20 protein-coding genes and 2 pseudogenes are annotated in these 24,472 nt (G+C 74.3%); 8 read left to right on the top strand and 14 right to left on the bottom strand.

The genetic code is table 11. The annotated features are described in order from the left end of the window. The first annotated feature begins 3 nt into the window (after nucleotides 1–3). Both ACZ4U4_RS27780 and ACZ4U4_RS27775 read left to right on the top strand, forming a co-directional pair. The gene (locus ACZ4U4_RS27780; protein ID WP_467879682.1) at nucleotides 4–1,134 is read left to right on the top strand and encodes a hypothetical protein; all 1,131 of its coding nucleotides are present in this window, start codon (nucleotides 4–6) and stop codon (nucleotides 1,132–1,134) included. 563 nt (nucleotides 1,135–1,697) lie between these two features. Further along, nucleotides 1,698–3,236, top strand: a complete 1,539-nt coding sequence (locus tag ACZ4U4_RS27775) for a beta-ketoacyl [acyl carrier protein] synthase domain-containing protein (protein ID WP_467879679.1) — start codon at nucleotides 1,698–1,700, stop codon at nucleotides 3,234–3,236. Nucleotides 3,237–3,660: 424 nt separating this feature from the next. Here the strand turns inward: ACZ4U4_RS27775 and ACZ4U4_RS27770 are convergent. The 6 genes and pseudogenes from ACZ4U4_RS27770 to ACZ4U4_RS27745 all read right to left on the bottom strand — a co-directional run. Beyond that, nucleotides 3,661–3,879 (bottom strand): annotated as a pseudogene (locus ACZ4U4_RS27770) (response regulator transcription factor); the annotation flags it as partial. A gap of 274 nt (nucleotides 3,880–4,153) precedes the next feature. Then, nucleotides 4,154–4,567, bottom strand: coding sequence for a PaaI family thioesterase (locus ACZ4U4_RS27765; protein WP_467879677.1), 414 nt, complete (start codon nucleotides 4,565–4,567; stop codon nucleotides 4,154–4,156). Nucleotides 4,568–4,640: 73 nt separating this feature from the next. After that, nucleotides 4,641–4,973 (bottom strand): hypothetical protein, encoded by a 333-nt coding sequence (locus ACZ4U4_RS27760; protein WP_467879674.1) that lies wholly within the window; start codon nucleotides 4,971–4,973, stop codon nucleotides 4,641–4,643. After that, nucleotides 4,970–5,641: pseudogene (gene ribA, locus ACZ4U4_RS27755) on the bottom strand (GTP cyclohydrolase II); the annotation flags it as partial. The gene ACZ4U4_RS27760 and the pseudogene ribA, both read right to left, overlap by 4 nt. An 86-nt stretch (nucleotides 5,642–5,727) precedes the next feature. After that, nucleotides 5,728–6,519 carry a nitroreductase family protein gene (locus tag ACZ4U4_RS27750; protein ID WP_467879671.1) on the bottom strand — a complete coding sequence of 264 codons (792 nt, stop codon included), beginning with the start codon at nucleotides 6,517–6,519 and terminating at the stop codon, nucleotides 5,728–5,730. Between the two features lie 64 nt (nucleotides 6,520–6,583). After that, nucleotides 6,584–8,125: an AMP-binding protein gene (locus tag ACZ4U4_RS27745; RefSeq protein WP_467879665.1), complete on the bottom strand. Its 1,542-nt coding sequence runs from the start codon at nucleotides 8,123–8,125 to the stop codon at nucleotides 6,584–6,586. Between the two features lie 1,153 nt (nucleotides 8,126–9,278). On the opposite strand from ACZ4U4_RS27745, the gene ACZ4U4_RS27740 reads away from it, so the two are divergent. From ACZ4U4_RS27740 to ACZ4U4_RS27720, 5 genes are all read left to right on the top strand, one after another. Next, the gene (locus ACZ4U4_RS27740; RefSeq protein WP_467879663.1) at nucleotides 9,279–9,851 is read left to right on the top strand and encodes a helix-turn-helix domain-containing protein; all 573 of its coding nucleotides are present in this window, start codon (nucleotides 9,279–9,281) and stop codon (nucleotides 9,849–9,851) included. Beyond that, entirely contained in the window at nucleotides 9,841–10,581 is a 741-nt protein-coding gene (locus ACZ4U4_RS27735) for a hypothetical protein (protein ID WP_467879660.1), read from the top strand. Before ACZ4U4_RS27740 ends, ACZ4U4_RS27735 begins: the two co-directional genes overlap by 11 nt. Further along, entirely contained in the window at nucleotides 10,574–11,803 is a 1,230-nt protein-coding gene (locus tag ACZ4U4_RS27730) for an MAB_1171c family putative transporter (RefSeq protein WP_467879658.1), read from the top strand. Before ACZ4U4_RS27735 ends, ACZ4U4_RS27730 begins: the two co-directional genes overlap by 8 nt. 416 nt (nucleotides 11,804–12,219) lie before the next feature. Continuing rightward, on the top strand, nucleotides 12,220–13,461 hold the full coding sequence (locus ACZ4U4_RS27725; protein WP_467879655.1) for a cytochrome P450 family protein: 1,242 nt from the start codon (nucleotides 12,220–12,222) through the stop codon (nucleotides 13,459–13,461). A 194-nt stretch (nucleotides 13,462–13,655) separates the two neighbouring features. Then, nucleotides 13,656–14,822, top strand: coding sequence for a D-alanyl-D-alanine carboxypeptidase family protein (locus tag ACZ4U4_RS27720; protein WP_467879653.1), 1,167 nt, complete (start codon nucleotides 13,656–13,658; stop codon nucleotides 14,820–14,822). 16 nt (nucleotides 14,823–14,838) lie between these two features. On the opposite strand, the gene ACZ4U4_RS27715 is transcribed toward ACZ4U4_RS27720, so the two are convergent. The 4 genes from ACZ4U4_RS27715 to ACZ4U4_RS27700 all read right to left on the bottom strand — a co-directional run bounded on the left by ACZ4U4_RS27715 (nucleotide 14,839) and on the right by ACZ4U4_RS27700 (nucleotide 18,936). Continuing rightward, on the bottom strand, nucleotides 14,839–15,522 hold the full coding sequence (locus ACZ4U4_RS27715) for a DUF309 domain-containing protein (protein ID WP_467879650.1): 684 nt from the start codon (nucleotides 15,520–15,522) through the stop codon (nucleotides 14,839–14,841). A 42-nt stretch (nucleotides 15,523–15,564) separates the two neighbouring features. Beyond that, the gene (locus ACZ4U4_RS27710; protein WP_467879749.1) at nucleotides 15,565–16,554 is read right to left on the bottom strand and encodes a TolB-like translocation protein; all 990 of its coding nucleotides are present in this window, start codon (nucleotides 16,552–16,554) and stop codon (nucleotides 15,565–15,567) included. 155 nt (nucleotides 16,555–16,709) lie between these two features. After that, nucleotides 16,710–17,960, bottom strand: a complete 1,251-nt coding sequence (locus tag ACZ4U4_RS27705) for an MFS transporter (protein WP_467879647.1) — start codon at nucleotides 17,958–17,960, stop codon at nucleotides 16,710–16,712. Between the two features lie 25 nt (nucleotides 17,961–17,985). Further along, a complete protein-coding gene (locus ACZ4U4_RS27700; protein ID WP_467879644.1) occupies nucleotides 17,986–18,936 on the bottom strand; it encodes a metallophosphoesterase family protein in 951 nt (316 codons plus the stop codon). A gap of 457 nt (nucleotides 18,937–19,393) precedes the next feature. Here ACZ4U4_RS27700 and ACZ4U4_RS27695 point away from each other — a divergent pair, with 457 nt between their 5' ends. Beyond that, a complete protein-coding gene (locus ACZ4U4_RS27695; RefSeq protein ID WP_467879642.1) occupies nucleotides 19,394–21,121 on the top strand; it encodes a gamma-glutamyltransferase family protein in 1,728 nt (575 codons plus the stop codon). 52 nt (nucleotides 21,122–21,173) lie between these two features. Here ACZ4U4_RS27695 and ACZ4U4_RS27690 read toward each other — a convergent pair whose 3' ends face one another. The 4 genes from ACZ4U4_RS27690 to ACZ4U4_RS27675 all read right to left on the bottom strand — a co-directional run bounded on the left by ACZ4U4_RS27690 (nucleotide 21,174) and on the right by ACZ4U4_RS27675 (nucleotide 24,453). Further along, nucleotides 21,174–21,632 carry a thioesterase family protein gene (locus ACZ4U4_RS27690; protein ID WP_467879640.1) on the bottom strand — a complete coding sequence of 153 codons (459 nt, stop codon included), beginning with the start codon at nucleotides 21,630–21,632 and terminating at the stop codon, nucleotides 21,174–21,176. Further along, nucleotides 21,629–22,600, bottom strand: coding sequence for a 3-hydroxyacyl-CoA dehydrogenase NAD-binding domain-containing protein (locus tag ACZ4U4_RS27685; protein WP_467879638.1), 972 nt, complete (start codon nucleotides 22,598–22,600; stop codon nucleotides 21,629–21,631). Before ACZ4U4_RS27685 ends, ACZ4U4_RS27690 begins: the two co-directional genes overlap by 4 nt. A gap of 37 nt (nucleotides 22,601–22,637) precedes the next feature. Further along, nucleotides 22,638–23,525 (bottom strand): beta-keto acid cleavage family enzyme, encoded by an 888-nt coding sequence (locus tag ACZ4U4_RS27680; RefSeq protein WP_030279728.1) that lies wholly within the window; start codon nucleotides 23,523–23,525, stop codon nucleotides 22,638–22,640. 67 nt (nucleotides 23,526–23,592) lie between these two features. Beyond that, a complete protein-coding gene (locus ACZ4U4_RS27675) occupies nucleotides 23,593–24,453 on the bottom strand; it encodes a TetR/AcrR family transcriptional regulator (protein ID WP_467879635.1) in 861 nt (286 codons plus the stop codon). Between the last annotated feature and the right edge of the window lie 19 nt (nucleotides 24,454–24,472).

The raw sequence follows: 24,472 nt of genomic DNA, 5'->3' as shown, positions 1-24,472 counted from the left end.
CCCATGGAGCCGGAAGAGTCCCGTAAGAGGGGCGACGCCCCGTCGGCGGACGTCGAGGCGGCGGCCGTCGAAGCGGCCGCAGGCGACGCGCCCGCCGCGCCGCCGGGCCGGGGGACCACCAGGCCGCCCCGCACGGACGGCGCGACCGTGCCCGTCCTCTCCGCGGACACCGCGCCCGCGCCCGCACCCGCGGCACGCCGGGTGCCCGAAGCCACCGGGCGCACCGCGGCAGCGGGCGGGACGGACGCCGCGGCGGACACCGCGAAACGGACGGCGGGCCAGGCCACTTCGGCCGCCGCGGCCACCGGCGCGACGGCCTCCGACGCGGACCCGGGCACGCTGGTGGCGAGCGGCGGCCGGGTCTCCAAGCCCATGGTCGCCGCCGCCGGCATCGCCGGTGTCCTGCTGCTCTGCTCGCCGTTCCTCATCTCGAAGCTGACGGCCGGTGGCGGGCACGACAAGCAGCCGCCGGCCGCCGCGTCCGAGTACGACGGGCAGAACCGCGCCGCCGGGGTCGTCCCCGGGGCCGACCAGCCGCAGGGGCAGCACGCACCGCAGGACGGCGGCGCATCCGGCGGCTCCGGCGACGGCGGGCAGGGCGGCGCCCCGGCGGGTGACGCCGCCACCTACACCGCGACGGCCGGGCCCGGCTGCACCGGCAAGTCCACCGGCTACAAGGAGCACGGCACCTACGCCGACGGCGACGCGGGCTGGACGACGCACAAGGGCGGCTGGGCCAAGGACGGTTGCGACGGCTCCTTCGTCTCCGTGCCGATGGCGGGCGACAAGGGTGACGACGGCAACTACACCCTGTGGACCTTCGCCACCGGGCCGGTGAAGTCCGGCAGCTGCCAGGTCCGGGCCTACGTCCCCCAGGACGACGACGTGCGGCACGTCGGCGGACACCCCACCCGCTACTCGGTGTTCGCCTCCGCGGCCGGGACGGGCAAGGCGCTCGGCGACTTCACCGTCGACCAGACCAGGAAGCGCGGCGGCTGGGCGCCCGGCGGCACCTTCCAGATCACCGACGGGCACCTCTCCGTCACACTCCACACCCAGGGCACCGACTTCGGCGCCGGCTTCGACGGCGCCCACCACGCGGCGTCCGCCGTCGCCGTGCGGTGCACCGGCTGACCTCCGGCACCCGCCCGGTCGCCGGGCCGTCCCTGACGCCGACGTGGCGCCGGGGACGGCGGATATCCGGGCGGGGACGCCGATCCGTCCGCGTCCCCGGACCATGACACCTCTTCGGGGGACACCCCGTGTTCACCTGAAATTTATAGGGGTCGCTAGGGGTTGGGGTGCGCTGCGCAGGGGGTTCGGGGGCTGGAGAATGGAGGGGGACGACCGGGGCCGCGCGGTGAGCGGGCGGCCGGGCCCGGGCGACGGCGGTCTCCGCCGGGCCGGAATCGGAATGTCGCCCGGCGACCGGGGCACGGACCTTGTCCGCCGCTTCAGGGGCCCTGGGGCGACCGGGAGCGATGGTGCGACGCCTTCGGCGTGGAACCCCTCCCACCTGGTGCGGGAGGCAACCGAACCGGGCCGACGGCGGCCTTGACCACCGAGTTGGGCGAGCGGGGCGCAGGCCGTCCCGGAACACGGACACAGCGGCGGGCGGTACAAGCGGAACGGGGCGGTGCGGCCGCTCCGGCTGCCCGACATCCGGCCGCGGGCGCGCGGCGGGCGAGAGGAATGAGATGGGTATCGCTTCCGAGGCGGACACGGGCGAGGGGCGGACCGCGCCGGAGGAGGCCGACGCCGTAGCGGTCGTCGGACTGTCCTGCCGGTTCCCCGGGGTGGACGGCCCCGACAGCTTCTGGCGGCTGCTCCACGACGGCCCGGAGGCGTCCGGCGCATCCGGCGGCAGGCGGTTCGGGCCCGGCGGCGCGGCCCGCTGGTTCGGGCCGGAGTCGCTGGGGGTGCCCGCCGGGGACCTCGCCGCCCCCGACCCGCGGCAGCAGCTCTCCGCCGACCTCGCCCGGGAGGCCCTGGAGAGCGCCGGGATCCTCCCCGAGGGCCTGGCGGGCAGCGGCACCGGCGTCTTCCTCGGCGCGTCCGAGTGCCCGCGTCCCGCCGGGCACGGCACGTCCGGCACCGACCGCACCACCCTCGCGAGCCGGCTCTCCGCCACCCTGGGCCTGCGCGGCCCGAGCCTGGTCGTCGACACCGCACGCTCCTCGGCCCTGACCGCCGTCCACCTCGCCTGTCTGGCGCTGCGCGGCGGCGAATGCGACGAGGCGCTGGCCGGCGGGGTCACCGTCCGGGCGTCCGCCGGCGCCGCGGCGGAGGAGGCCGACGGCGGGCTCCTCGTCCTCAAGACGCTGCGCCGGGCGCTGGCCGACGGCGACACCGTGCACTGCCTGATACGCGGCGGCGCCGTCAGCCACGACGGCGGCGCCACCGCCGGGCCGGGCGCCGCCCAGGAGGAGGCGGCGCGCCGGGCCCGAGCCCACGCCCGGGTCGACGCCGCCGCGGTCCGCTTCGTCGAACTGGCCGCCCCCGCGGGCCCGGTGCGCACCGCGGTCCCCGCCGGTTCGGGTGGCCGCCCGGTGCGGGAGCCGCTGCCCGCCGACGCCGCCGCGCGGCCCGAGGGTGCCGCCGCCGCGCTCGTGAAGACGGTGCTGTGCCTGCGCGCCGCGGCCCGGGTGACCGATGAGGCACCGGCGTGGACCGGCGCCCCGGAAGGGGCGGGCTGCGCCGTGGAGCCGCTGTCGCGCCGGGGGAGCGAGCCGGTGCTGGCGGGCGTCGGCGCGGACGGCGACGGCGGGACCTGCCATCTGGTGCTGTCCGACTGGGCCGATCGCCCCGCGCCGGCTGCGGGCGTGCACGGGGTGCGGCCGGGCGCCGCCGGTGGCCGGCGGGCCGATGACGGGCCCGCCACCTCCCCGGCGGAGACCGCGGCGACGCTGCGGGCCCGCGCCGCCCGGATGAGCGTCCACCTCGCGACCCGCCCCGGCTTCCGCCCCGAGGACATCGCCGACGCCCTCGCGCCCGGCCCCGTCCGCCGCCCGCTGCCGCCGGTCGCCCCGGGCCCGCTCCCGGAGGCCGTGCCCGCACAGCGGCCGGACGCCACGGCGGCCGCGCCCGCTGCCGATGCGGAGGCCGACGCCCCCGTCGACCTGGCGGCCGGGCTCAACGACGAGCAGGTGCTGGAGATACTGGGCGAACTGCCTCTCCAGCGGCTGCGCGAGGAGGGACTCCTCTCCCGGCTGCTGGAGCTGGCCGGCCACCGCTGACCCCGCGGCACCGCACGCCACACGCACGCGCAGGGCCCGTACGGAATGTTCCGTACGGGCCCTGCGGTATGACACCGGTTCCTCGACACGATCTGCTCGGAGCTGGGCCTCGAACCCTCGTGGGAGCTGCGGGAGTTGCAGCGGATGATCCTGCGGTCCGGCGCGCGGCCCGGGACATGCAGCTGGCGGGCCGAGCCCGTACGGGGGGAGCCGGGGGGGGGGGGGGGGGGGGGGGGGGGGGGTGGGGGGGGGGGGGGCGGGGGGGGAGGGGGGGGGAGGGGGGGGGGGGGGGGGTGGGGCTTGGGGGGAAGGAAGGTTGGAGGGGGGGGGGGTTGGTGAAAAATGGGGGGGGGGAGGGGGGGGGGGAGGGAGGCCCCCCCCCCCCCCCCCCCCCCCCCCCCCCCCCCCCCCCCCCCCCGGCGGCTCAGCCGGTGCGGTCGCCCTCCGCCTGCACGAGACCGCACTCGTACGCGAAGATCACCGCCTGGACGCGGTCGCGCAGCTGGAGTTTGGCGAGCATCCGTCCGACGTGGGTCTTGACGGTCGCGGCGGACACCACCAGATGTTCGGCGATCTCCGCGTTGGACAGGCCCTGGGTCACCAGGAGGAGGACCTCCCGCTCCCGGCCGGTCAGGGACTCCAGGCCGCTCGTGTCCGGCGGCATCCACCCGTACCGATGCGGCCGCAGCCGACTGATCACCGTCGTTCTCCTTGGTCGTCGGCCATCGTGGACGAGGATGCCGAAGGGCGTGTGTGGGAGGCACCCCCAGTTGGAGGGGCGCACCGTGAACCTCACCAACTGCGGTTCAAGGGCGGGCCGTTGGGGCGGTCGGTGCGCCGGTGATCCCGGCGGTGGCCTCGGCCACGCGGGCGTCGAGAGGGATCGCCGGGGTGTGCCGAGACGCACGACCGCGTCGTCACCGCCCCGCCGCCGGTGCGACCGCCCGCTCCCGCGCCACATGCAGCAACTGCACCGTCGCGCGGCTCACCAGCCGGTTGCGGTCGTCGAAGACCTCCGCGGACCACAGCTGCTGGGTGAAGCCGCGATGGACGGGGACCGCACAGAGGTGCAGCGTGCCGTCGACCGCCGGGCGGACGTGGTGCATCTGGGTGTCCGCACAGACCGCCGCCTCGCCCTCCCCGGCGTTGAGGCTCCCGCCCGCCGCTGTCGCGCTCTCCGTCAGCGCCGCCAGCACGCCGCCGTGCACCGTGCCCGTCGCGCCGTGTATGCGCGGGGACAGGGTGAGCGAGGCGAGCACCCGCCCCGGGGACACCTCCTCGTAGCGGATGCCGAGCAGGTCGTCGAGGGGATGCCGTGGGATGGGCAGCAAGGCTCTGCTCCCTTCAGGTGGGCCGGCGCCGTGGACGGACGGTGCGGGCCTGGCACCAGGCCCGCACCGGTGCTCAGATCCAGTCCGGCTGCTCCGGGGGGATCCGGCGGCCGTTGGCGATGAAGAACGACCGGATGACGTTGCCGCGGAACAGCTGGCGGTTGCGCGGTCCGTCGAGCGCCGCGGAGAACTCCTTGACCCGGTCGCTGTAGAAGCCGCGCTTGCGGTACTTGCGGGTCTCCTCGTTGAAGATCTCCGCGATCATCTCGTCCGGCGTCCGCCCGACGAACTCGGCGAACTCGGCGACGGTGCCGAGTCGGGCGTCGCGCTCCTTCGCGTCGAGGTCCGACAGGTGTGCCGCGTACCGCTGGACGGTGATCAGATCGTGAAAGGCAGTGTCGGTCATGGGCTTTCCTCAGCAGGCGCCGCCGCGGGCGCCGTCGTGGTGGTTCGGGGCCGGGGGGAACGGGCGGGCCCGGCGGGGGAGTCGAGGCCGTCGAGGAGGTGCCCCATCCGGGACCGCTTGGTGCGCAGATAGCGCAGGCTCTCCCCGTGCGCCGGGGCGAGCAGCGGCACCCGGTCGGCCACCCGCACGCCGTGCCGGGCGAGCGCGGTGACCTTGTCGGGGTTGTTGGTCAGCAGCCGTACGCCGGTGATGCCCAGGTCGCGGAGGATCGCCGCGCCCGCGCCGTAGTCCCGGCCGTCGACCGGCAGCCCCAGGGCCACATTGGCGTCCACCGTGTCCAGACCGGTGTCCTGGAGCTGGTAGGCGCGGAGCTTGGCGGCGATGCCGATACCGCGGCCCTCGTGGCCGCGGAGATAGACCACCGCGCCGGTGCCCTCGGTCGCGACCCGCCGCAGCGCCTCGTCGAGCTGCGCACCGCAGTCGCACCGCAGCGACCCCATGAGGTCACCGGTGGCGCACTCGCTGTGCAGCCGCACCAGCGCATCGGCCGCCCCGGACACCTCGCCCGCCACGAACGCCAGATGCTCCACACCGTCCGCCGCCGCGTACGCCACGCAGCGCAGCTCGCCGTGGGCGGTCGGGATGCGGGCCTGGGCCAGGCGGCGGACTCCCGCGGAGCCGTCGGGGTGGGCCGAAGGCCGCGACGGCGCCCGGGAACCGGGCACCACCGCAGCCTCCGACATCAGCTCGGCTCTCACTCGGGGAGACCGAACATCCCCGCCAGGGCACGCAGCTCCGCCTTGCGGTGCGGCAGCGGCGCGGGCGCCTGGATCATCCCGGCGTCGGACAGCTCGGCGACGACCGACTCGTCGCTGCCGTAGCTGGTGCCCCAGGTGCCGTCGAAGTACAGGTCCTCGAAGTCGGGGCGCGGGCGCTGGCCGCCGGCCTCGGTGCTCTCGGCGGAGTAGCCGACCAGCTGGATCTGGGTCGGGATGACGCTGTCGGGCATCTTCAGCAGCTCACGGATCTGCTCCCGGCGGCCGGTGACCAGACCGGTGCCCAGGCCCTCGTCCGTCGCGGCGAGCAGCGCCGAGCCGACACCGAGACCGCACTCGAAGGCGCTGAGCCACTTCGCGAACTCGACGTCACCGGCGAGCACGTTGAAGTCCGGCGTCTTCATCACGACGCTGTCGACGAACTCCTCGGACCAGCCGTAGCTGGAGGTCAGGGAGCCCGACTCGATCAGCTTGAGCAGCGCGGGACGCAGCGGCTCCCACCCGGCCATGTCGGTGCACCACACGATGGCGACCGGCGCCTGGTGGGCCTGCGGCTGGTTGTAGACCGCGTCGATCAGACCGTCGCGCACCGCGTCCGGGGTCTCGCCCTTGGTGATGACGACGGCCTTACGGACCTCCTGCGCATTGCCGTGGTGCGACTGGAGCCGCGCGGCGTGCAGGATCTTCTGGACCTTCTCCTTCTCCACCGGGCGCCATGCCTGGTAGTAGCGGGTGGTGCGGCGCGTACCGACGGCGCGCTTGAATTCCATGGATACTCCTCAGGGTGATGGATGGATATCCACCGGTGCGGGCGTCGTCAGCGCTCGCACCGGGTCAGCGACCGCGAAGCAGATGCTTGCGGATCTTGCCTACCGGGGTGCGCGGCAGTCCTTCGACGACCTCCACACACCCCGGAACCTTGAACGGCGCCAGCCTTGCCGCACACCACTCGATCAACTCACCTTCAGTGAAGGGGTGTTGACCGTTGAGGACGACGAAGACCTTCACCGTCTCGTCCCGGATCGGATCCGGGACCCCGACCGCCGCCGACTCGAAGACCGCGGGGTGCGCGTTGACGACCCGCTCGATCTCGCTCGACGACACGTTCTCGCCCGCCCGCTTGATGACGTCCTTGCCGCGGTCCACGAAGTGCACGAACCCGTCGGCGTCCACCCGGACGTGGTCCCCGGTCCGCAGCCAGCCGCCGCCCAGCGCCTTGGCCGTCGCCTGCGGATCGCGCAGATAACCGGCCATCAGCGTGCGCCCCGGCACGCCGCCGACCAGCAGTTCGCCGCTCTGGCCGCGGACGACGTCCCGCAGCCGTTCGTCGACCACCCGCAGCCGGGCGCCGGGCACCGGGCGGCCCATGCTCTGGTTGCGGCGCCGCCCGTGCAGCGGGTTCATCAGCGGCGGCGCCACGGTTTCGGTCATGCCGTACAGCTGGAGCAGCGGCGCCCCGAACCGCTCCTCGAACCCGGTGAGTTGGGTCTCGGTGACGTTCTGCGCGAACAGCACCGCCCGCAGCCGGTGCGCGGTGTCGTGCGCGGACGGCTGCTGCGCCAGGATCATCCGGATCGGCGCGGCGAACAGACTCGCCACCGTCGCCCCCAGCCGCACCGCCTGCTCGGACCAGCGTGAGGCGCTGAACCGCGGGGTCAGCGCGATCGACGCGCCGGTGACCAGCGCGGACATCGAGGAGTAGTACTGCGCGTTGCCGTGGAACAGCGGCAGCACGATCAGCTGCCGGTCCTCCTGCCGCAGCCGCAGCTGCCGGGCGACGACCTCGCCGGAGTGCAGATACGCCGCGTGCGGGACGACGACGCCCTTGGGGCGGCTGGTGGTGCCGGAGGTGTAGAGCACGCCGAGCGGCGCGGACGGATCGTTCACCACGTGCGCGGGCCGGGCCGGCGCCGTGGCCAGCGCCCGGTCCAGCGACTCCGCGCCGGTCACCAGCAGCTGCTCGCAGCAGGGCGAGTCGATGGCGGCGACCTGTGCGGTGGTGAGCAGTTCGGGCTGGGTCAGGCTGAGCCGGCACTCGGCGTGGGAGAGGACGTAGGAGAGTTCGCCGGCGGTGGAGAGGGGGTTGGTGGGGACCATGACGGCGCCCGCCTTCGCCGCGCCGAACCAGGCGTCGAAGAACTCGGGGCGGTTGGTCAGATGGACGTGGAAGCGGCTTCCTGGGCCGATGCCCCGGCTGACCAGAAGGTCGGCCATCCGCTCGGCGCGGCGGTCCATCTCGCCGTAGCTGATCGTCGTGACCGCACCGGACTCGTCCAGGAAGGAGAGGAACGGGTGGCCCGGATGGCTCCGGGCACGTCGCCGCAGAACACCGTGGACGGTGTCCTGTCCTGGGCTGCTCTGCCGTAGTGGTTGCACGCGGAACAGCGTCCGGGGCGTAGATCAGTTTCGGCGTAACGAACCATCAACTCGCTGTTAACGGACGGCTGATGAGGTGATGTCCGTACGGCTCCCGGAACGACGACGAGCACCGGACGGCGGGGCGTCCGGTGCTCTCGGTGAAGGGGGTGGAGGGGCGGGCCCGCAGGGCGGAGTCGGGGGAACTCCCGGGCCCGCCCCTCCGGTGCCGGCCGCCTTCAGGGTGGCGGCCGGTGGAGTGGGCCTCGCGGCAGCGGCGCGGCCCGGGCGGGGGAGGACGTCCCGGGACGCGGCCGTGAGGGTTGCCGCGAGGCGGTCGGGGGGTCAGGGATGCGCGGTGCCGCGCCGCCCGGAGCCCGGCCGGGGCTCCTGGTGACGGGGGCAGCGTGCGCACCGGCACGGCGGGAACGCGGCGCTGATCGCGGGGTGCGGCGGCGTCGCCCCCAACGGCACGTCCACGTAACGGACTTCGGTCCGGGCGGACGTCGTGGGGTCGATCCGGTACACGTTCAGGGTCATGCGGGACACGCGGCACCTCCGGCGCGGCGTGCGGCGGGGACCGGGGCGGTGGCACGTTCGACGGGCGCGGGCCGGGCGGGACGTACGAGGGCAGGGGGCATGGGGGCAGGTCCTCTCCGTCAGGCGGGGGGTGACGACCCGGGGGGAAGGTCCGGGCCGTAAGCGGGGAGGGCCGGGCGGTACTCACGAAGGGGCGCCGGCCGACGCCGGACGGCAGAGCTGCCGTGGCGACTTCCCGCCATCAAACCGCCCCCGCGGTTCGGCGGGCACCCCCTTCTGGATGCCCCCGGACGGGGGTAGCCACCCGGGCCGCGGCGGCGTCCCACACGCCGTCCGCGGTACGGCGGAGGCGGGGCCCGATGGCCCCGGCGAAGCAGCGGCTCAACTCCCCGTTAAGGAACGACCGGGCCGTGCGAAGGGACCCTACCGACCGGCGGCCGCACGGAGCAATCCTCCGCGGGCTACGGGCATTTCCGCCTTCCGTTCCCGGCGACCCCTGGCATCGGGTGATCGGACCGTGACAGGATGTGCCCGGGATTCCCGACGGTCGACTTAACTCACCGTTGGGTCCGTGGACAGGGCTGCGCACGGGCCGGCGACGGCAACGGCCGCACACGGGGGAAAGGGCTGGGGGATGGCTGCGAAGGACGACAGGGAGCACACCGGAGAACCGGGCAAGGGGAAAGCCGGAGGCATGGCGGAGAAGGGCGCGCGGAGCGGCGCCGGACGTGGCACGGCGGCGCGCGGCGATGCGGCGCGGCAGGACACCGACACCCTCGCCGACCGCCTGGGCCGCCTCTTCACCCATATGCATCCGCCCGGCGCGCCGTACACCAACGCCCATGTCGCCGAGGAGATCAGCGGCGATCCGGAGCAGTACGGCGGGGTGCGCCTGACCGAGCAGTACCTCTCCATGCTGCGCAACGGCCGCCGGAGCAACCCTTCTCCCGAAGTTCTGCGCGCGCTGGCGAAGTTCTTCGGCGTCCCGGCCGGATATCTCCTGGGCGATCTGTCGCAGCCGCAGGCCGAGCGGGTGGAGGAGGAGGTCCGCTTCCTCGCCGCCATGCGCGACCAGCGGGTCCGCGCCATCGCCCTGCGCTCGGTGGGCCTGCCGCCCGACGTCCAGGAGAGCCTGACCACCATCATCGACCAGTTCCGCCGCCAGATGGACCTGCCGGGCAGAGGCGGTGCCACCGATGACGGTTGACCTGCCCCGGGCCGACGGGCCGGACCGGCTCTTCGCCACCTGGCGGCGCACGCACGACGACGGGATGACCATGCGAGTGGGGCGGATACGCAGGCGGTGCAAGCGGCTCGTCAAGGAGCTGGCGCTGCCCGCCACGGTCGATCTGCGGGGCCTGTGCGACCTCGTCGGCACACGCGTGGGAGCCCCCGTCCACCTGGTGCCGATGAGCCTCGACGGCGCCGCCTCCGGCATGACGGCGGCCACCGACGACGCCTACTGGGTCTTCTACGAGAGCCGCACCTCGCCCTGGCACCAGGCCCACATCGTCCTCCACGAACTGGGCCACCTCCTCCTCGGCCACGACCGCGACCCCGCGCTCACCGAGGACGCACTGCGCCTGTGGACCCCCTCCGTCGACGCCACGACCGCGCTGCGCCGGATGGGCCTGACCCCGGGCCTCGCCCGCCACCACGGCTACGACAACCCCGCCGAACGCGAGACGGAGGTCCTGGGCACCCTCCTGATGGAACGCCTCGCCCCGCCCACCCAGGACCCGCCGCCCCCACCGGACGGCCGCGCCGCCGAACTCGCCGCCGCCCTCGGCCCGGCCCTCCAGCACCTGCGCAGCCCGGACACACCCGCCCCGGACACCGCGGACCCCGGGAGCGAGGACCACGGCCCGGCCGAAGACACCACGGGCTCCGACGTCACCGGATCCGCCCGCGACGGCGGCGGTGAGCCCCGTGCCTGATGTCTTCGACGTCCTCTACCTCTGCTTCGCCGCCGTCGCCTGGACCATCGTCGGCTACAAGACCACCGCCTGGCTCCGCGACCGCGCCAACGCCGACCTGGGCCTGGCCTGCGTGATGACCGGCAGTGTCGCCACCGTCTTCCTCTTCTCCGCCCCCAGCCTCTACCGCGCCTTCGACCACCTGCTGGGCGTCGCCAACCTCGCGATGGTCTTCCTCTACTCCGCCGTCATGGTCTTCGCCGTCGGCGCCCAGGTGATGCTGGCCCGCTGGGCGGCGGGCGAGGGCGACGCGGCCCGCCGCCGCGCCCGCACCCGGGCCCGCGCCACGATCGCCGCCGTCGCGGTGCTCTGGGCGGTCGCCGTCACCGGCTTCGCCGTCGGCCGCCCCGACGCCGTCGAGCACCCCCGCGACTTCAGCACCGCCTACACCGGCGCCCCCGGCGTCATGGTCTTCCTCGGCCTCTACCTGGCCATCTTCGGCGCCAGCCTGGCGGCCCTCGGCGCGCTCTGCCTGTGCTACGCCGCCACCCTCGGCGTCTCCTGGCTCGCCCGCGGCCTGCGGGTGATGTCCGCCGGATGCCACCTCGGCCTGGTCTACTGCGCCGCCAAACTCCTCGGCTTCGTCCTCTCCTGGGCCGGCCGCCCCGCGCCCTGGCTCTCCAACGGCGTGGCCCCGCTCAGCGCCTCGGTCGCGGCGCTCCTCGTCCTCGCCGGTTTCGCCCTGCCGGCCGCCGGCCCGCGCGCGTCGGCCTGGCGCCGACTGCGCCGCCTCACCCCGCTGTGGCGGCAGGTCACCGAGCAGAGCCCGGAGGTCACCATGGAGCGCGGGACCTGGCCGGGGCGGTGGCCCTTCGCCGACCTGGAGTGGCGGGCCAACCGCCGGATGGCCGAGATCCGCGACGTCCAGCGCTCCCTGCGCCGCCACGTCGAGTCCGACACCCTCGACATCGCCGGGGAACGCGCCCGCGCCGTGGTGCCGGACGACCGCCAGCGCGCGGCCGTCGCCGAGGCCGCCGCGCTCCGCCGCGGCCTGGAGAACCGCGCGGTGGGCCACGTCCCCCCGCACGCCGCCGACACCGTCGTCGTCACCCACGGCACCGGCGACGGCCGCCTCGCCGCCGAGTACGAGCACCTCGCCCTCGTCGCCGACGTCTACCACTCGCCGCTGATCGACACCGTCCTCACGGAGCTGCGCCAGCGCAGCGCGACGGCCCGCCACTGACGGCGACACACCGACGGGGTGGCCCGGCACGGGGGTCCGGGCCGCCCGAACCACCGTCGCCGCGGGCGGCGCCTCCTCCCGGTCCCGGGCCGGGGCGCCGCCCGCGACCGGGGGAGCGAACGCCATTCCCCCGCCTCACCGGCCCTTCCCCACAGGCCAGTTCGGCCACCGCCGCCCGGCACCCCTAGGGCGTGTCCGTAAAGTCGCGTCGTTCGCCCGGAGGGCGGGGCTTGCGGCGTCCGGTGCGTGCCCTCGCAAGGCGGAGGGTCGCCCCGATACTGGGTTGTATCGGGGTGATCCGACAACGCCGCAAGGGGGTACCTCCCTGCTCGAGCGGAGCCGAGAGCTTGGGGGAGTGCGTGCCGGGCGTCGCAAGCCAGGCGGGACTTTGCGGACACGCCCTAGAGTCGGACACCATGCAGAACACCGCCGAGACCGGCCCCGCAGCACCCGTCGATGTGACGCCTCTTCTCGACGACCCGCACACCGCGTACGCCGCACTGCGCGAAAGCGGCCCCGTCCACCGCATCGCCGGCCCCGACGGGCAACCCGCCTGGCTCGTCACCCGCTACGACGACGTGCGGGCCGCCCTCGCCGACCCGCGGCTCTCCCTCGACAGGCGCCATGCCACGCCCGGCAGCTACCGCGGCTTCGCGCTGCCCCCGGCGCTCGACGCCAACCTCCTCAACATGGACCCGCCGGACCACACCCGGGTGCGCCGCCTGGTCGTCCGCGCCTTCACCCCGGGCCGCGTCGAGGCGCTGCGCGCCCCCGTACGCCGCGTCGCGGACGAACTGCTCGACGCCGTCGAACCGGCCGGACGCGCCGACCTCCTCGCCGACTACGCCGGGCAGCTGCCGATCGTCGTGATCTGCGACCTGCTCGGCGTGCCCCGCGACGACCGGCGGGACTTCCGCGCCTGGACCGACCGGCTGATCACCCCCGATCCGTCCCGTCCGGAGCTGATGAAGCAGTCCGTCGGCGCACTCTTCACCTACTTCACCGGCCTCATCGCCACCAAGCGCGCCCACCCCGGCGACGATCTGCTCTCCGAACTCATCGCGGTCCGCGACACCCCGGACGACGCCGCACCGGACGACGCCGCGCCCGGCGGCGACCGGCTCTCCGAGGACGAACTGACCTCGCTGGCCTTCCTGATCCTCTTCGCCGGCTACGAGAACACCGTCCACCTCATCGGCAACGCCGTCCTCGCCCTCCTCGACCACCCCGAACAGCTGACGGCGTTGCGCCGTAATCCGGCCGAACTGCCGAACGCGGTGGAGGAGTTCATGCGCTTCGATCCGCCGGCCCCGCTCGCCATCCGGCGCTTTCCCCGCGAGGACCTGGAGATCGGCGGCGTCCGCATCCCGGCGGGCGACTGTGTGCTGCTCTCCGTCGCCTCCGCCAACCGCGACGAGGCCCGTTTCCCCGCCGCCGACCGCCTGGACCTCGCCCGCGGCCTCTCCGGCCACCTCACCCTCGGTCACGGAATCCACCACTGCCTGGGGGCGCCGCTGGCCCGGATGGAGACGGCGGTCGCGCTCGGCGCGCTGCTCGAACGGTTCCCCGGGCTGCGGCTGGACGTCCCGCGGGAGTCGCTCACCCACCGCAGGACACTGCGTGCGCGTGGCCTGAACTCGCTGCCTGTGACGTGGTGAGCCGCCGACGAACACGCTTTCCGAGGCATAAGTGTTCTGCGATGCGGTAGAAAGGTGTTGAGACCCGCCCGGTGTGCATCCCCCGTCGCACCGGGCGGGTCGCTCTGTGTGGGGACACACCGCAGGGTCGTAGCTGTCGTCCGTCTGGCCCAGCCGTCCTGCGAGGCGCCCGGCAGCTCCCTAGCGTGATCGTCATGTCACTCGATGCATTCCTGTCCCGGAAGGCCGGTGCACTGGCGGTGCTCGTCGTCGCCGGCGTCCCGTCGGCCTGTATACCGGCCCCGGCCCTCGCGGCCGACGCGCACCGCCCGCCCGCTCCGGCCGTCGCCGGGGTGCAGGTGGCCGACGATCCCGGGGTGCCGGCACTCCCGGAGAACCTCTCCGCCCTGTCGTGGGCCGTCACCGACGCCGACTCCGGCAGCGTCCTGGCCGCCAAGGATCTGCACCGCAAACTGCCCCCGGCCAGCACCCTCAAGACCCTGTTCGCGGTCACCGCGCTGCCGAAGTTCGCCGCGGATTCGGTGCACCGGGTCGAGCCCGCCGAACTGGAGGGGGTCGGCTCGGGCAGCAGCCTCGTCGGCGTCGAGGCGGGCAGCAGCTACTCGGTGGCCGACCTGTGGCGCGGGGTGTTCCTGCGCTCGGGCAACGACGCGGTGCACGTCCTCGCGTCGATGAACGGCGGATGGGAGGCGACCGCCCGGGAGATGCAGGCGAAGGCCCGGGAGCTGGGCGCCAAGGACACGACCGTGAAGTCCCCGGACGGTTACGACACCCCGGGCCAGGTCTCGTCCGCGTACGACCTGACGGTCTTCGCCCGGGCGGGGCTCGCCAACGACGACTTCGCGCGCTACTGCTCCACCGCCCGGGCCGACTTCCCGACCGCCGGCGGTGTCACCCGTATCGAGAACACCAACCGGCTGCTGTCCGGCACGAACGGGATGTCCCGCTACCCGGGGATCATCGGGGTGAAGAACGGCTACACCACCAACGCCGGAAACACCCTGATCGCCGCCGCCCGACGGGGCGGGCACACCCTGCTGGTGACGGTCATGAACCCGCGGTCCGGTGCGGCCAACGGCGTCTACAAGGAGGCCGCCGCGCTGCTGGACTGGGGTTTCGACAGCGTGGGCACCGCGGAGCCGATCGGCTCGATGAACCGCGCGGTGGCGCCGGGCCCCGACACGGAGCCCGCCCCGCACACCACCCGCACCGACGAGGCGGGCAACTCGCCGTGGCGGGACGCGCTCGCCCTGTGGGGCGGCGGCATAGGCGCCGCGGTCCTCGCCATGGGCGCGGCGCTGGCCCGCCGCCAGCACCTGCGCCGCCGGGCGGCCGAACGGGGCGGACGGCAGGCACCGTAAGGGGCGGCCTGACGGCTCAGACGCGCAGCCGCGGCGCCGAAGCGGCCGCCGGGACCGGATCCGCCGGGGCGTCCCGCAGCCGTGCGGTCAGGTGCCGGGCCCAGGCGGTCAGCGCGGCGATGTCGATGCCGTACGGGGCGGTGTCCGCGTACGGGGCGAGGGCCGCCGCGCCGCGGTCGAGCAGGGACACGGCGCCGGTGGCGTTGGCGCGGGCCGCGTGGGTGAGGCCGACGGCGAGCTGCGCCAGGCCGCGCCAGAGCGCGCGCTCCGGCTCGGCGGCGGTCTTCCAGGCGTCCTCCAGCACCTCGTGGGCGTGGAACGGCATCCCGGCGTCGAGCAGCCGCTGCGCCTCGGTCAGCGTCGCCTCCGGCGTCCGGACCACGCCCTCGGGCTGGCGGGCCACGCCCGGTGCGCCGTACGGCAGCGGCCGCCCGAGCCCGTCGCGGGGCCGCGCGTTGCGGGCCCGGCCGTCGGCGTCCCGGTCCCGGCGGCGGGCGGTCGGCGGCGGTGCGGCCTTCGCCGCCGCCTCCTCGGCGCAGAAGCGGCAGCCGTCGCGTTCCCCGTCCGGCCGGTCGTCGATCCGCCCGCAGACCTCGCAGACCCGGTCCAGCCAGCAGGCCGGGTCGCCGCCCTCCCCGCCGGCGGCCGGGCGCGGCGTGTCGGCGGTGGTCCGTCCGGTGTCCCTCTGCTCGTCACTCACCCTTCGATTGTGCGCCGGGGACGGGACCGCCACGCGTCCGGGTCACGGCACCCGGGCCGGGGACGAGGCGTCGGGGACGCGCAGGGCGGGGGAGCCGTGGCCGTCGGCGGGGACGGTCCAGATGTCGCTGGAGCCGGTCTCCTTGCCGGGCAGCGCATAGGCGAGTGTGGCGTCGTCCAGCCAGGCGGCCTGGTCGTCGACGCTGCGGGTCTCGGCGAGCGGGTGCTCCTTGAAGGTGCGCAGATCGAGGACGTACAGCCGCCACGGGTCGCGGGCGCCGTCGCGGACGCGTTTCTTGAAGGCCAGGCGGGTGTTGTCGGGGGAGAGCGAGGGGCACTCGACGTTCTCGCGGAGCGTGCGGGCCCGCCATCTGCGCAGGTCGCCCTTCACCAGGTAGGTCTTGCCCGCGGTGGAGACCGTCGCGTAGAAGGTGTTGTCGTCGCGGGCGAAGGTGACGCCCCAGTAGTTGACGTCGGGGGCGTGGTAGCGGCGGCCGTCGAGGGTGAGGGGGATGCCCTCCATGTTCTTGATCAGGTAGCCGGTGCGGGTGTCGAGGATCGAGGTGCGGGTGGAGAAGGACGTGGTGGCGTACGAGTCGCCGGTGGCGAACATCGTCCACGACAGCATCCGGCCGGACGCCGAGACCCGCGCCCGGTTGGGGATACCGGTCAGCCCGATGCGGCGCTTCTCGCGCAACTTCTCGTCGAGCACGACGGCGTACGAGCGCGGCGGGATGCCGGGGCGGCGCGTCAGGCACAGTCCGGTGCGGGCCGCCGCGTAGAAGCGGTCGCAGCGCGGACCGCCGGTGGTGCGCTTCTCCGGCCCGTGGGCGGAGACGGCGGTGCCGGTGGCCGGCAGCCGGGCGATGCGGCCGTCCCCGGCGCCGGTGGAGCGGAAGTACAGCCGGCCGCGGTCGAGGCCGAACGCCGAGACGGGGTCGGCCGGTTCGGCCCGGCGGGCCGCGCCCACGGTGTACGCCACGGCGACACCGGCCAGCAGCGCGCCCGTCACGGTCAGCGCGAGGACGCGCATCCGCAGCGGCAGCGCGGCGAACCGGGCCGCGGCCCCGGCGGGCGCGGGCCGGGCGCCCGGGGAGACGGCGCCCGGTTCCCGGCCCTCGGGGTGCGGGCCCTCGGGGTGCGGGCCCTCGGGCTCCCGGACCGCGGGCTCGCGGTGTGGAGAGGGGTTCATGCCGATGTGAGGTGCCTTTCCGTGCGGGGGAGCAGAAGGACCGCGGCGAGCAGGGCCACGGCCAGTGCGGTGACCGCGGCGATCAGCGCCGGGCGGGTGCCCCACAGCGTCCAGGCGGCGCCGAACCCGGCGGCCGCCAGCAACCGGCACAGCGCCTGACCGGTCTGGAGCAGCGCCATTCCGCTCGCCCGGCGTTCGGCGGCGAGGACCGGTCCGGCGAGCGCCATCAGGACGCCGTCGGTCGCCGCGTAGAAGACGCCGAGCAGCAGCAGGACGGCGGCGAGCAGCGGCAGTCCGGCGCCGGAGGTCAGCAGCAGGAGATAGCCGCCGAGCAGGGCGGCGTGGCCGACCAGGAACGGCACCCGGCGGCCGATGCGGTCGCCGAGCCGTCCGGCGGGCACCGCCAGCAGCAGATAGACCGCCGCGGCGCCCAGCGGCAGCAGCGGGAACCAGCTGACCGCGAACTCCAGCCGCCGCTGCAACAGCAGATAGAGGAACGAGTCGCCGATGGTCGCGGCGCCCAGCAGCGCGGCGGCGGTGAAGATCCGCCGGAACGCCGCGTCGCGCAGCGGGGCCAGCAGCGCGGCGCGCGGCCGGGGCGCGGTGGGTTGCGGTACTACGGGCGCCGCCGCGCGGTCCGGTACGAGGACGACGAGCAGCAGCACGCCCAGCAGGCCCACGCAGAAGCTGACGACGAAGACCGCGTCGTAGGCGTCGGCGGTGGCCCACAGCAGCGCGAACGCGGCGAGCGGACCGAGCAGCGCACCGGTGGTGTCCATCGCGCGGTGCACCCCGAAGGCGCGGCCGAGTGCGTTCGGCGGGGCGCTGAGCGAGATCAGCGCATCGCGGGGAGCGGTGCGGACGCCCTTGCCGAGGCGGTCGGCGGCGAGGGAGGCGCCGATGCCGAGGGTGGCGCCGCCGGAGAGCAGCAGCCCGAGGCGGGAGAGCGCGGAGAGGGCGTAGCCCCAGCCGGCGACGAGTTTGTGGCGCCCGCCGCGGTCGGCGGCGTGCCCGCCGAGCAGCCGCACGAGGGCGGTGGCGCCGTTGTAGAGGCCGTCGAGGAAGCCGAACTGGAGGGGGGAGAGGCCGAGTTGGATGACGAAGTACAGCGGCAGCACGGCGGTGACCATCTCCGAGGAGATGTCGGTGACGAGGCTGACCGCGCCGAGGGCCAGTACCGGCCCGCCGACGCGGCCCCGCGTCACCTTGGTCGCCGTGGTGGCCGCGTCCGTGGTCGCGAGATACATGGTGCCCGGTGCCCGCCTTCGCCGGTCAGTGGCAGGTGTAGGACGGGCTGCTGTCCTTGGTCTTGCCGTCCGTGCCGACCAGGTCCCAGGAGTAGCCGGTGTCGGTGAAGTTGAGCTTGACCACCCCGAAGGTGTCGGTCAGCCGCTTCTGGCTGTTGGGCTGGACCTCCTCGATCTTGTACGGGTGGGCGCCGCCCATGCCGCCGAGGAGTTCGACGATGCCGTTCTTGTCGTCCCGCTTGCCGTCCGGCGTCTGCGGGGCGAACCGCTCGTAGTGGTGGTCGTGGCCGTTGAGCACCAGATCCGCCTTGGCGTCGTAGAGCGCCTTCCAGACGGGGCGGCTGACCGGGTCGTTGCCGTGCTCGCCGGAGGAGAAGAGCGGGTGGTGGAAGTAGGCGGCGACGCACTTCTTGGAGGTGTTCTTGAGGTCGTCCTTGAACCACTTCAGCTGCGTGGAGTTGAGGTTGTTGGTGTCGAGGGCGATGAAGTGCCAGTTGCCCTCGTCGTAGCTGTAGTACGGCTTGCCCTCGGGGTAGGCGATCTTGCCGAAGTAGGACTTGTAGCCCTTGAACTCGCCGTCCGGGTCGTAGGTCTCGTGGTTGCCCGGGATGGGGTGGGTCTTGTTCTTGAAGGCGCCCCAGGTCTTGTCGTAGTAGCGGGTGAAGTCCTTGAGGCGGGCGTCGTCGTACTGGTTGTCGCCCATCGTCATGATGAACTTCGGGTTGATCTTCTTCACCAGCGCGGCGGTCTTGGGGTGTTCGCAGTCGCTGCTGTCCGCGGTGCACTGCTCGGCGATGTCCCCGGCGGCGACGACGGTGAAGCCGCCCGCCGCGCGGTGCGGGGAGGCGTCGGCGCGTCCGGCGGGGGACCACATCAGCACGCCGCCGGCGAGCGCGAGGGCGGCGGCGCCGGCCGCCGGGATGCCGATGCGGGGGTTCTTGTGGAGGGGCTTCTTGGCGCGGGGGGTGGGCGTCATGTGCGTCTCCTGGTTCGGCGCGTGGAGCCGTTCCCGAGGAATCCTGACGCCGGGTCATGTACGGGTCAAGATGCCGGGGCGCCATTGTTAGGAAACTTTCCTACTCGCCTTGTGCGGGGCGGGCCGGGTGATTTCGGGACGGCCGCGAGGTAGCGCGGCCAGGGCCTGGGCATAGCTCGTCCGCGGGCCGCAGTGGCGTCCGGGGCACTGCCGCCCATGGCTACCGGAGGTGTCGGTGCGGAGGAGTCGTACGGTGTTCGCCGTCCTGGCCGCGGTCGTCCTGACGCTTGCGGCCCCCGCCTCCACCGTGGGCGTCGGTGGCGTGGGGGCCCGGCCGGGAGCGTTGGTGCCGTCCCAAGGCGTCGCCGGTGATCCCCGGACGGCTGCGGACGGTGCGCCGGGGTGCGTCGGCGGACTGGACCCGGCGGGCGGGAAGCCGGCCCGTGGGCGGAGGTTCATGGTTGCCGCGGCGAATCCGCTGGCCGTACGGGCCGGTTGCGAGGTGTTGCGCGCAGGGGGAAGCGCGGCGGACGCGGCGGTGGCAGTACAGGCGGTTCTCGCCGTGGTCGAGCCGGAGTCCTCCGGTCTGGGCGGCGGTTCGGAGGTGGTCCACCGGGAAAGCCGCCGGCACCGCGTCCGGGTCTTCGACGGGCTCTCCCGCGCGCCGGCAACCGTCACGGCAGCGCTGAACGTACCCATGGCAGCCGAGCGCCGGCACCACGGCGTCACCGCGTTCGACGACAGCGTGGACCACACGGGCCGGGCGGTCGGTGTGCCCGGCACCGTGCGGGCCCTCGGCCGGCTCCACCACGCCTACGGCAGCCGGCCCTGGGACACGCTCTTCACCTCCGCGCGCAGGCTCGCAGCCACGGGTTTCCCGGTCAGCCCGTATCTGCACGAGTCGGCGGTGGGCATGTGTGCCCACCGGGACCTGAGGGCCCGTTACTGCGACGGGGACACGCCGAAACCGGTGGGCGCCAAGGTGGTCAACCACGAGCTGGCCCGGGTGCTGCACGAGGTGGCGGTGGGCGGTGCCCGTGCGTTCTACGACCCGGCAGGCACCATCGCACCGGCGATCGTCGCCCGGGCGCGCCGCGGCCCCCTCAAGCCGCGCACCGACAGCCGCGGCCCCGCCGTGATCCCCTCCCTCATGACGGTCGAGGACGTCGCGGCCTACCGGGTACGCGAGCGCACCCCGCTGTGCGGGGACGTCTTCGGACGCCGTATGTGCACGGCCCCGCCGCCCTCCTACGGCGGCATCGACGTGCTGAACCTCCTGGCCCTCGCCGAGCGCAAGGGCATCGCCCGTCTCGCACCGGGCACCCTCGCCCAGACCCACCTGGCCATCGAGGCGAGCCGGCTCGCAGGGGTGGACGCCCGCTCGACCGTCGGTGATCCGGACTACACCCACGTGCCGATCGCGGCCCTGCGTGCCCCCGGCCACCTCGACCGTCGCGCGGCCCAGATCTCCCTCACCGCCGCGCGGCACCCCGTCCTCCCGGGTCTGTCTCCCCGCCCGGCCCGCCACCCCGCCACCCACGACACCACCAGCCAGATCAGCATCGTCGACAGCCACGGCAACGCCGTCTCCATGACCACCACGGTCAACTCGGACTTCGGAGCCGCTCTTGAGGCACGCGGGATGATCCTCAACGACGCCCTCACCAACTTCTCCCGCCCCGACAGCGCCGCCGGTGTCACCGAACGGGCCAACACCATGGAACCGGGCAAACGGCCCTTCACCTCCGTGGCCCCCGCCCTGGTCCTCGACCCTGCTCAACGGCTGCGACTGGTCGCGGGCTCGGCGGGCGGCGCCCCCATCCCGGACTACGTCGCCCAGCAGGTCCTCGGCGTCATCGTCTACGGGATGAACCCGCAAGAGGCCCTCGACCAGGCACACGTCAGCGGCCAGACCACCATCGCCGACTGTGCCGGAGGACCCGACGTCCGCTCCGACGTCGAACAGGGAACCGACGCCGAAGCGCTCCTCCCCGGCCTCACCTCCCTGGGGCACCCCTGCGCCCGAGCGGTCCCCCTGCGCAGCGGAGCAGCCGCCGTCGAGGTGCGCCCCGACGGCCGGTTGTTCGGCGCCGCCGACCCCCGCCGCGACGGCACAGCCACGGGGGACCGCTCGGGCCACCGCCCGCCGCGCGCAGGCGAACCGCGGCACCGTCCTCGGGGCTGAAAAGACGCCGGGGCCCCGGAGGATGTCCTCCGAGGGCCCCGGCCGGGTCGCGTCAGATCTCGCGGATACCGCGTCCCGCCCAGGCGGGTGCGGGCACCACCAGTCCGGTGAGCCTGCGGTGCGTCGCCTCGGGCAGCGGTGCGGAGCGGCCCGTGCCCTGGTCGACGTGGAGCGCGAACAGCTCCTCCGTCGCCACCGGGGCGTCGCCCGGCTCACCCACGAACATCTCGTGCGCGAACCGCACCTTCTTCGCGTCGACGCCCAGCACCGAGGTGCGGACCGTCAGTTCGCTGCCGCGCGCCACCTCGTCGAGATAGCGGACGTGCGCCTCGACCGTGTACAGCGAGCAGCCCGACTCCGCGCGGTAGGCGTCGTCCAGCCCGGTTCGATCCATCAGCGCGTCCGTCGCGAACCCGAAGACGAGGACGTAGTACGCCTCGCTGAGGTGGCCGTTGTAGTCGATCCACTCGTCCCGGACGGTCTGCCGGAAGAGGGGGAGCGGGGCCGTCATCGGGCGGTGCCTCCCAGACGGCCGGTGGCGCGCAGCACGTCGATGACGCCCTGGTCGCGCTCGGCGACGAGGTCCGCGTACGTCCGCTCGCCGGCGGCCTCCTCGCAGCCGTCGACCATCGCGTCGCGCAGCTCGCGGTCCAGCTCGGGGGCCTCCAGACGGGTCCACGGCGACTTCAGCGACGGGCCGAAGTGGTCGAGCATGTGGCCCATGCCGCCCTCGCCGCCGGCCAGCGCGAAGGTCAGGCAGGGACCCATGAACGCCCAGCGCAGGCCCGGGCCCTCGGTGATCGAGTCGTCGATGTCCTTCACCGTCGCCTCACCGTTGGCGACCATGTGCAGCGCCTCGCGCCACAGGGCCTCCTGGAGGCGGTTGGCGATGAAGCCGGGCAGCTCGCGGTCCATGGTGATGACGGACTTGCCCGCCACGTCGTAGAAGCGCGACGACCAGGCGACGGCGTCCGCGGCGGTGGTCTCGCCGCCGACGACCTCGACCAGCGGGATCAGGTACGGCGGGTTGAACGGGTGGCCGACGACCAGACGGCCCGGGTCGGCGGCCTCGGTCTGCATGTCGGTCATCGGGTAGCCGGAGGTCGACGAGGCGATGACCACGCCGGGCGGGGTGGCGGCGTCCAGCTCGGCGAGGAGGGAGCGCTTCAGCTCCAGCTTCTCCGGGGCGCTCTCCTGGACGAACTGGGCGTCGGCGACGGCCTCGGCGAGCGTCGCGGTGACCGTCAGCCGGTCCTGCGAGGCGCCCTCGGCCAGGCCCAGCTGCTCCAGCGCGGGCCAGGCGGCGGCGACCAGACGGCGCAGCTTCTCCTCGGCGTCGGGCGCCGGGTCCCAGGCGGTCACGTCGTAGCCGCGGGCGAGGAAGTGGGCGACCCAGCCGCCGCCGATGACACCGGCGCCGATGCAGGCGACGCGGCGGACGTCCTCGGGGGCGCAGGGGGCGGGGGGAGTGGTGGTCATGGGGAACTCCAGGGGGTCCGTGGGAGGGGGAGGACGGTCAGCCGCGGGGCTTGAGGCCGAGGCGGGCGCGGGCCTGGTCGGGAGTGGCGACCGAGGCGCCGAGCAGCTCGGTGACCTGCACGGCGCGCTCGACGAGCTGGCCGTTGGTGGCCTTCACGCCCTTGCTGAGGTAGAGGTTGTCCTCCAGGCCGACGCGGACGTTGCCGCCGAGCAGGATCGACTGGGCCACCCACGGCATCTGCATCCGGCCCAGCGCGAAGCTGGCCCACTGCGCGCCCTCGGGCAGCATGTTCACCATCGACTGGAGCACACCCGGGTCGGCGGGTGCGCCCCACGGGATGCCCATGCAGAGCTGGAAGACGGTCGGGTCGTCCAGCAGGCCCTCGGCGTGCAGCTGCTTGGCGAACCACAGCTGGCCGGTGTCGAAGATCTCCAGCTCCGGCCGCACGCCCAGCTCCTGGATGCGCTTGGCGCCCTTGCGGAGCATCTCCGGGGTGGAGATGTACAGGTTGTCGCCGAAGTTGAGCGAACCGCAGTCCAGGGTGCAGATGTCGGGGAGCAGGTCCTCGACGTGCGGCAGCCGCTCCAGGCCGCCGACCAGGTCGGTGCCGGGCAGCGCGCCCTTCTCCAGCGGCTGGTCGGCGTCGAGCACGAGGTCACCGCCCATCCCGGCGGTGAGGTTGATGATGACGTCGGTGCCGGTGTCCTTGATCCGGGCGACGGTCTCCGCGTACAACTTCGGGTCGCGCGAGGGCGCACCGGTCTCGGGGTCACGGACGTGGATGTGGACGACGGCGGCGCCCGCCGCGGCCGCCTCGACGGCGGAGGCGGCGATCTGCTCCGGCGTCACCGGGACGTGCGGGGAGCGGCCGACGGTGTCGCCCGCGCCGGTCAGCGCACAGGTGATGATGACCTCGTTGTTCACGGGATTCCCTTCGGAGGGGGACAGGGGGAGGCCGGCGCCGGGGCGGCGGCCGGTGGGACGGGCGGACTCAGTCCGCGGTGACCTCGCTCGCCACGAAGGCGAGCAGGGCGTCGTGCATGGTGTCGGGGCCGGTGCTGTCCGGCGCGGTGGCCAGGACCTGGGTGGCCAGACCGTCGATCAGCGCGGTCAGCCGCAGCGCGGTGAACTCCGGGTCCAGGTCGCGGAAGACGCCCTGGTCGATGCCGCGGCGCAGCACATCGGCGACGGTGGTGCGCCACTGCCGGTAGTAGTGCTCGTGGAGGCGGCCGATCGCGGTGGAGCGGGCGGCCTGCGCCCACAGGTCCAGCCAGACCAGCCACTGCCGGCGCTGCTGGTCGGTGCGGGGCGTCTGGAGGGCGATCAGGTGCAGCAGCTCGCCGCGGGCGTCGGCCGCGGTGGCGAGGCCCGCGGCGCGGCGCGCGGTGTCCTCGTCCATGCACCAGCGCACCGCGGCCTCCAGCAGCTCGTCGCGGCCGGGGAAGTGGTAGTGCACCGCCGCGGTGCTGGTGCCGCAGGCCGCCGCGATGTCGGCGACCCGGACGCCGCGGAAGCCGTGCTCGGCGATGAGCCGGACGGTCTCACGGACGATCTGGAGCGGGCGCCCGCCCTCCGGCACCGCCACCGGACCGGCCGCGGCCGGGGGCGCGGGGCGCTGCGCCGGGCCGAGGAGGCGGCCCGCGTCGACGCCGGTGATGTCGGCGATACGGACGATCTCGGCGACGGTGAAGCGGCGGCTGCCGTTGAGCGACCGGGAGAGCTTCGAGGGGTCCATCACGATCCGGCGGGCGACCTCGCGGCGGCTGCATCCCAGCCCGTCGATCGCCTGCCGGACGCGTTCCGTGAGCGCCCCGGCCTCATCGGCCACCCGGGCTGCGGGGTCGTCCGTCATGGTCCGGGACCGTAGCAGT

This window comes from Streptomyces sp. NPDC029159 (assembly GCF_055564055.1).
This window is presented reverse-complemented; position numbering and strand designations above follow the sequence as displayed.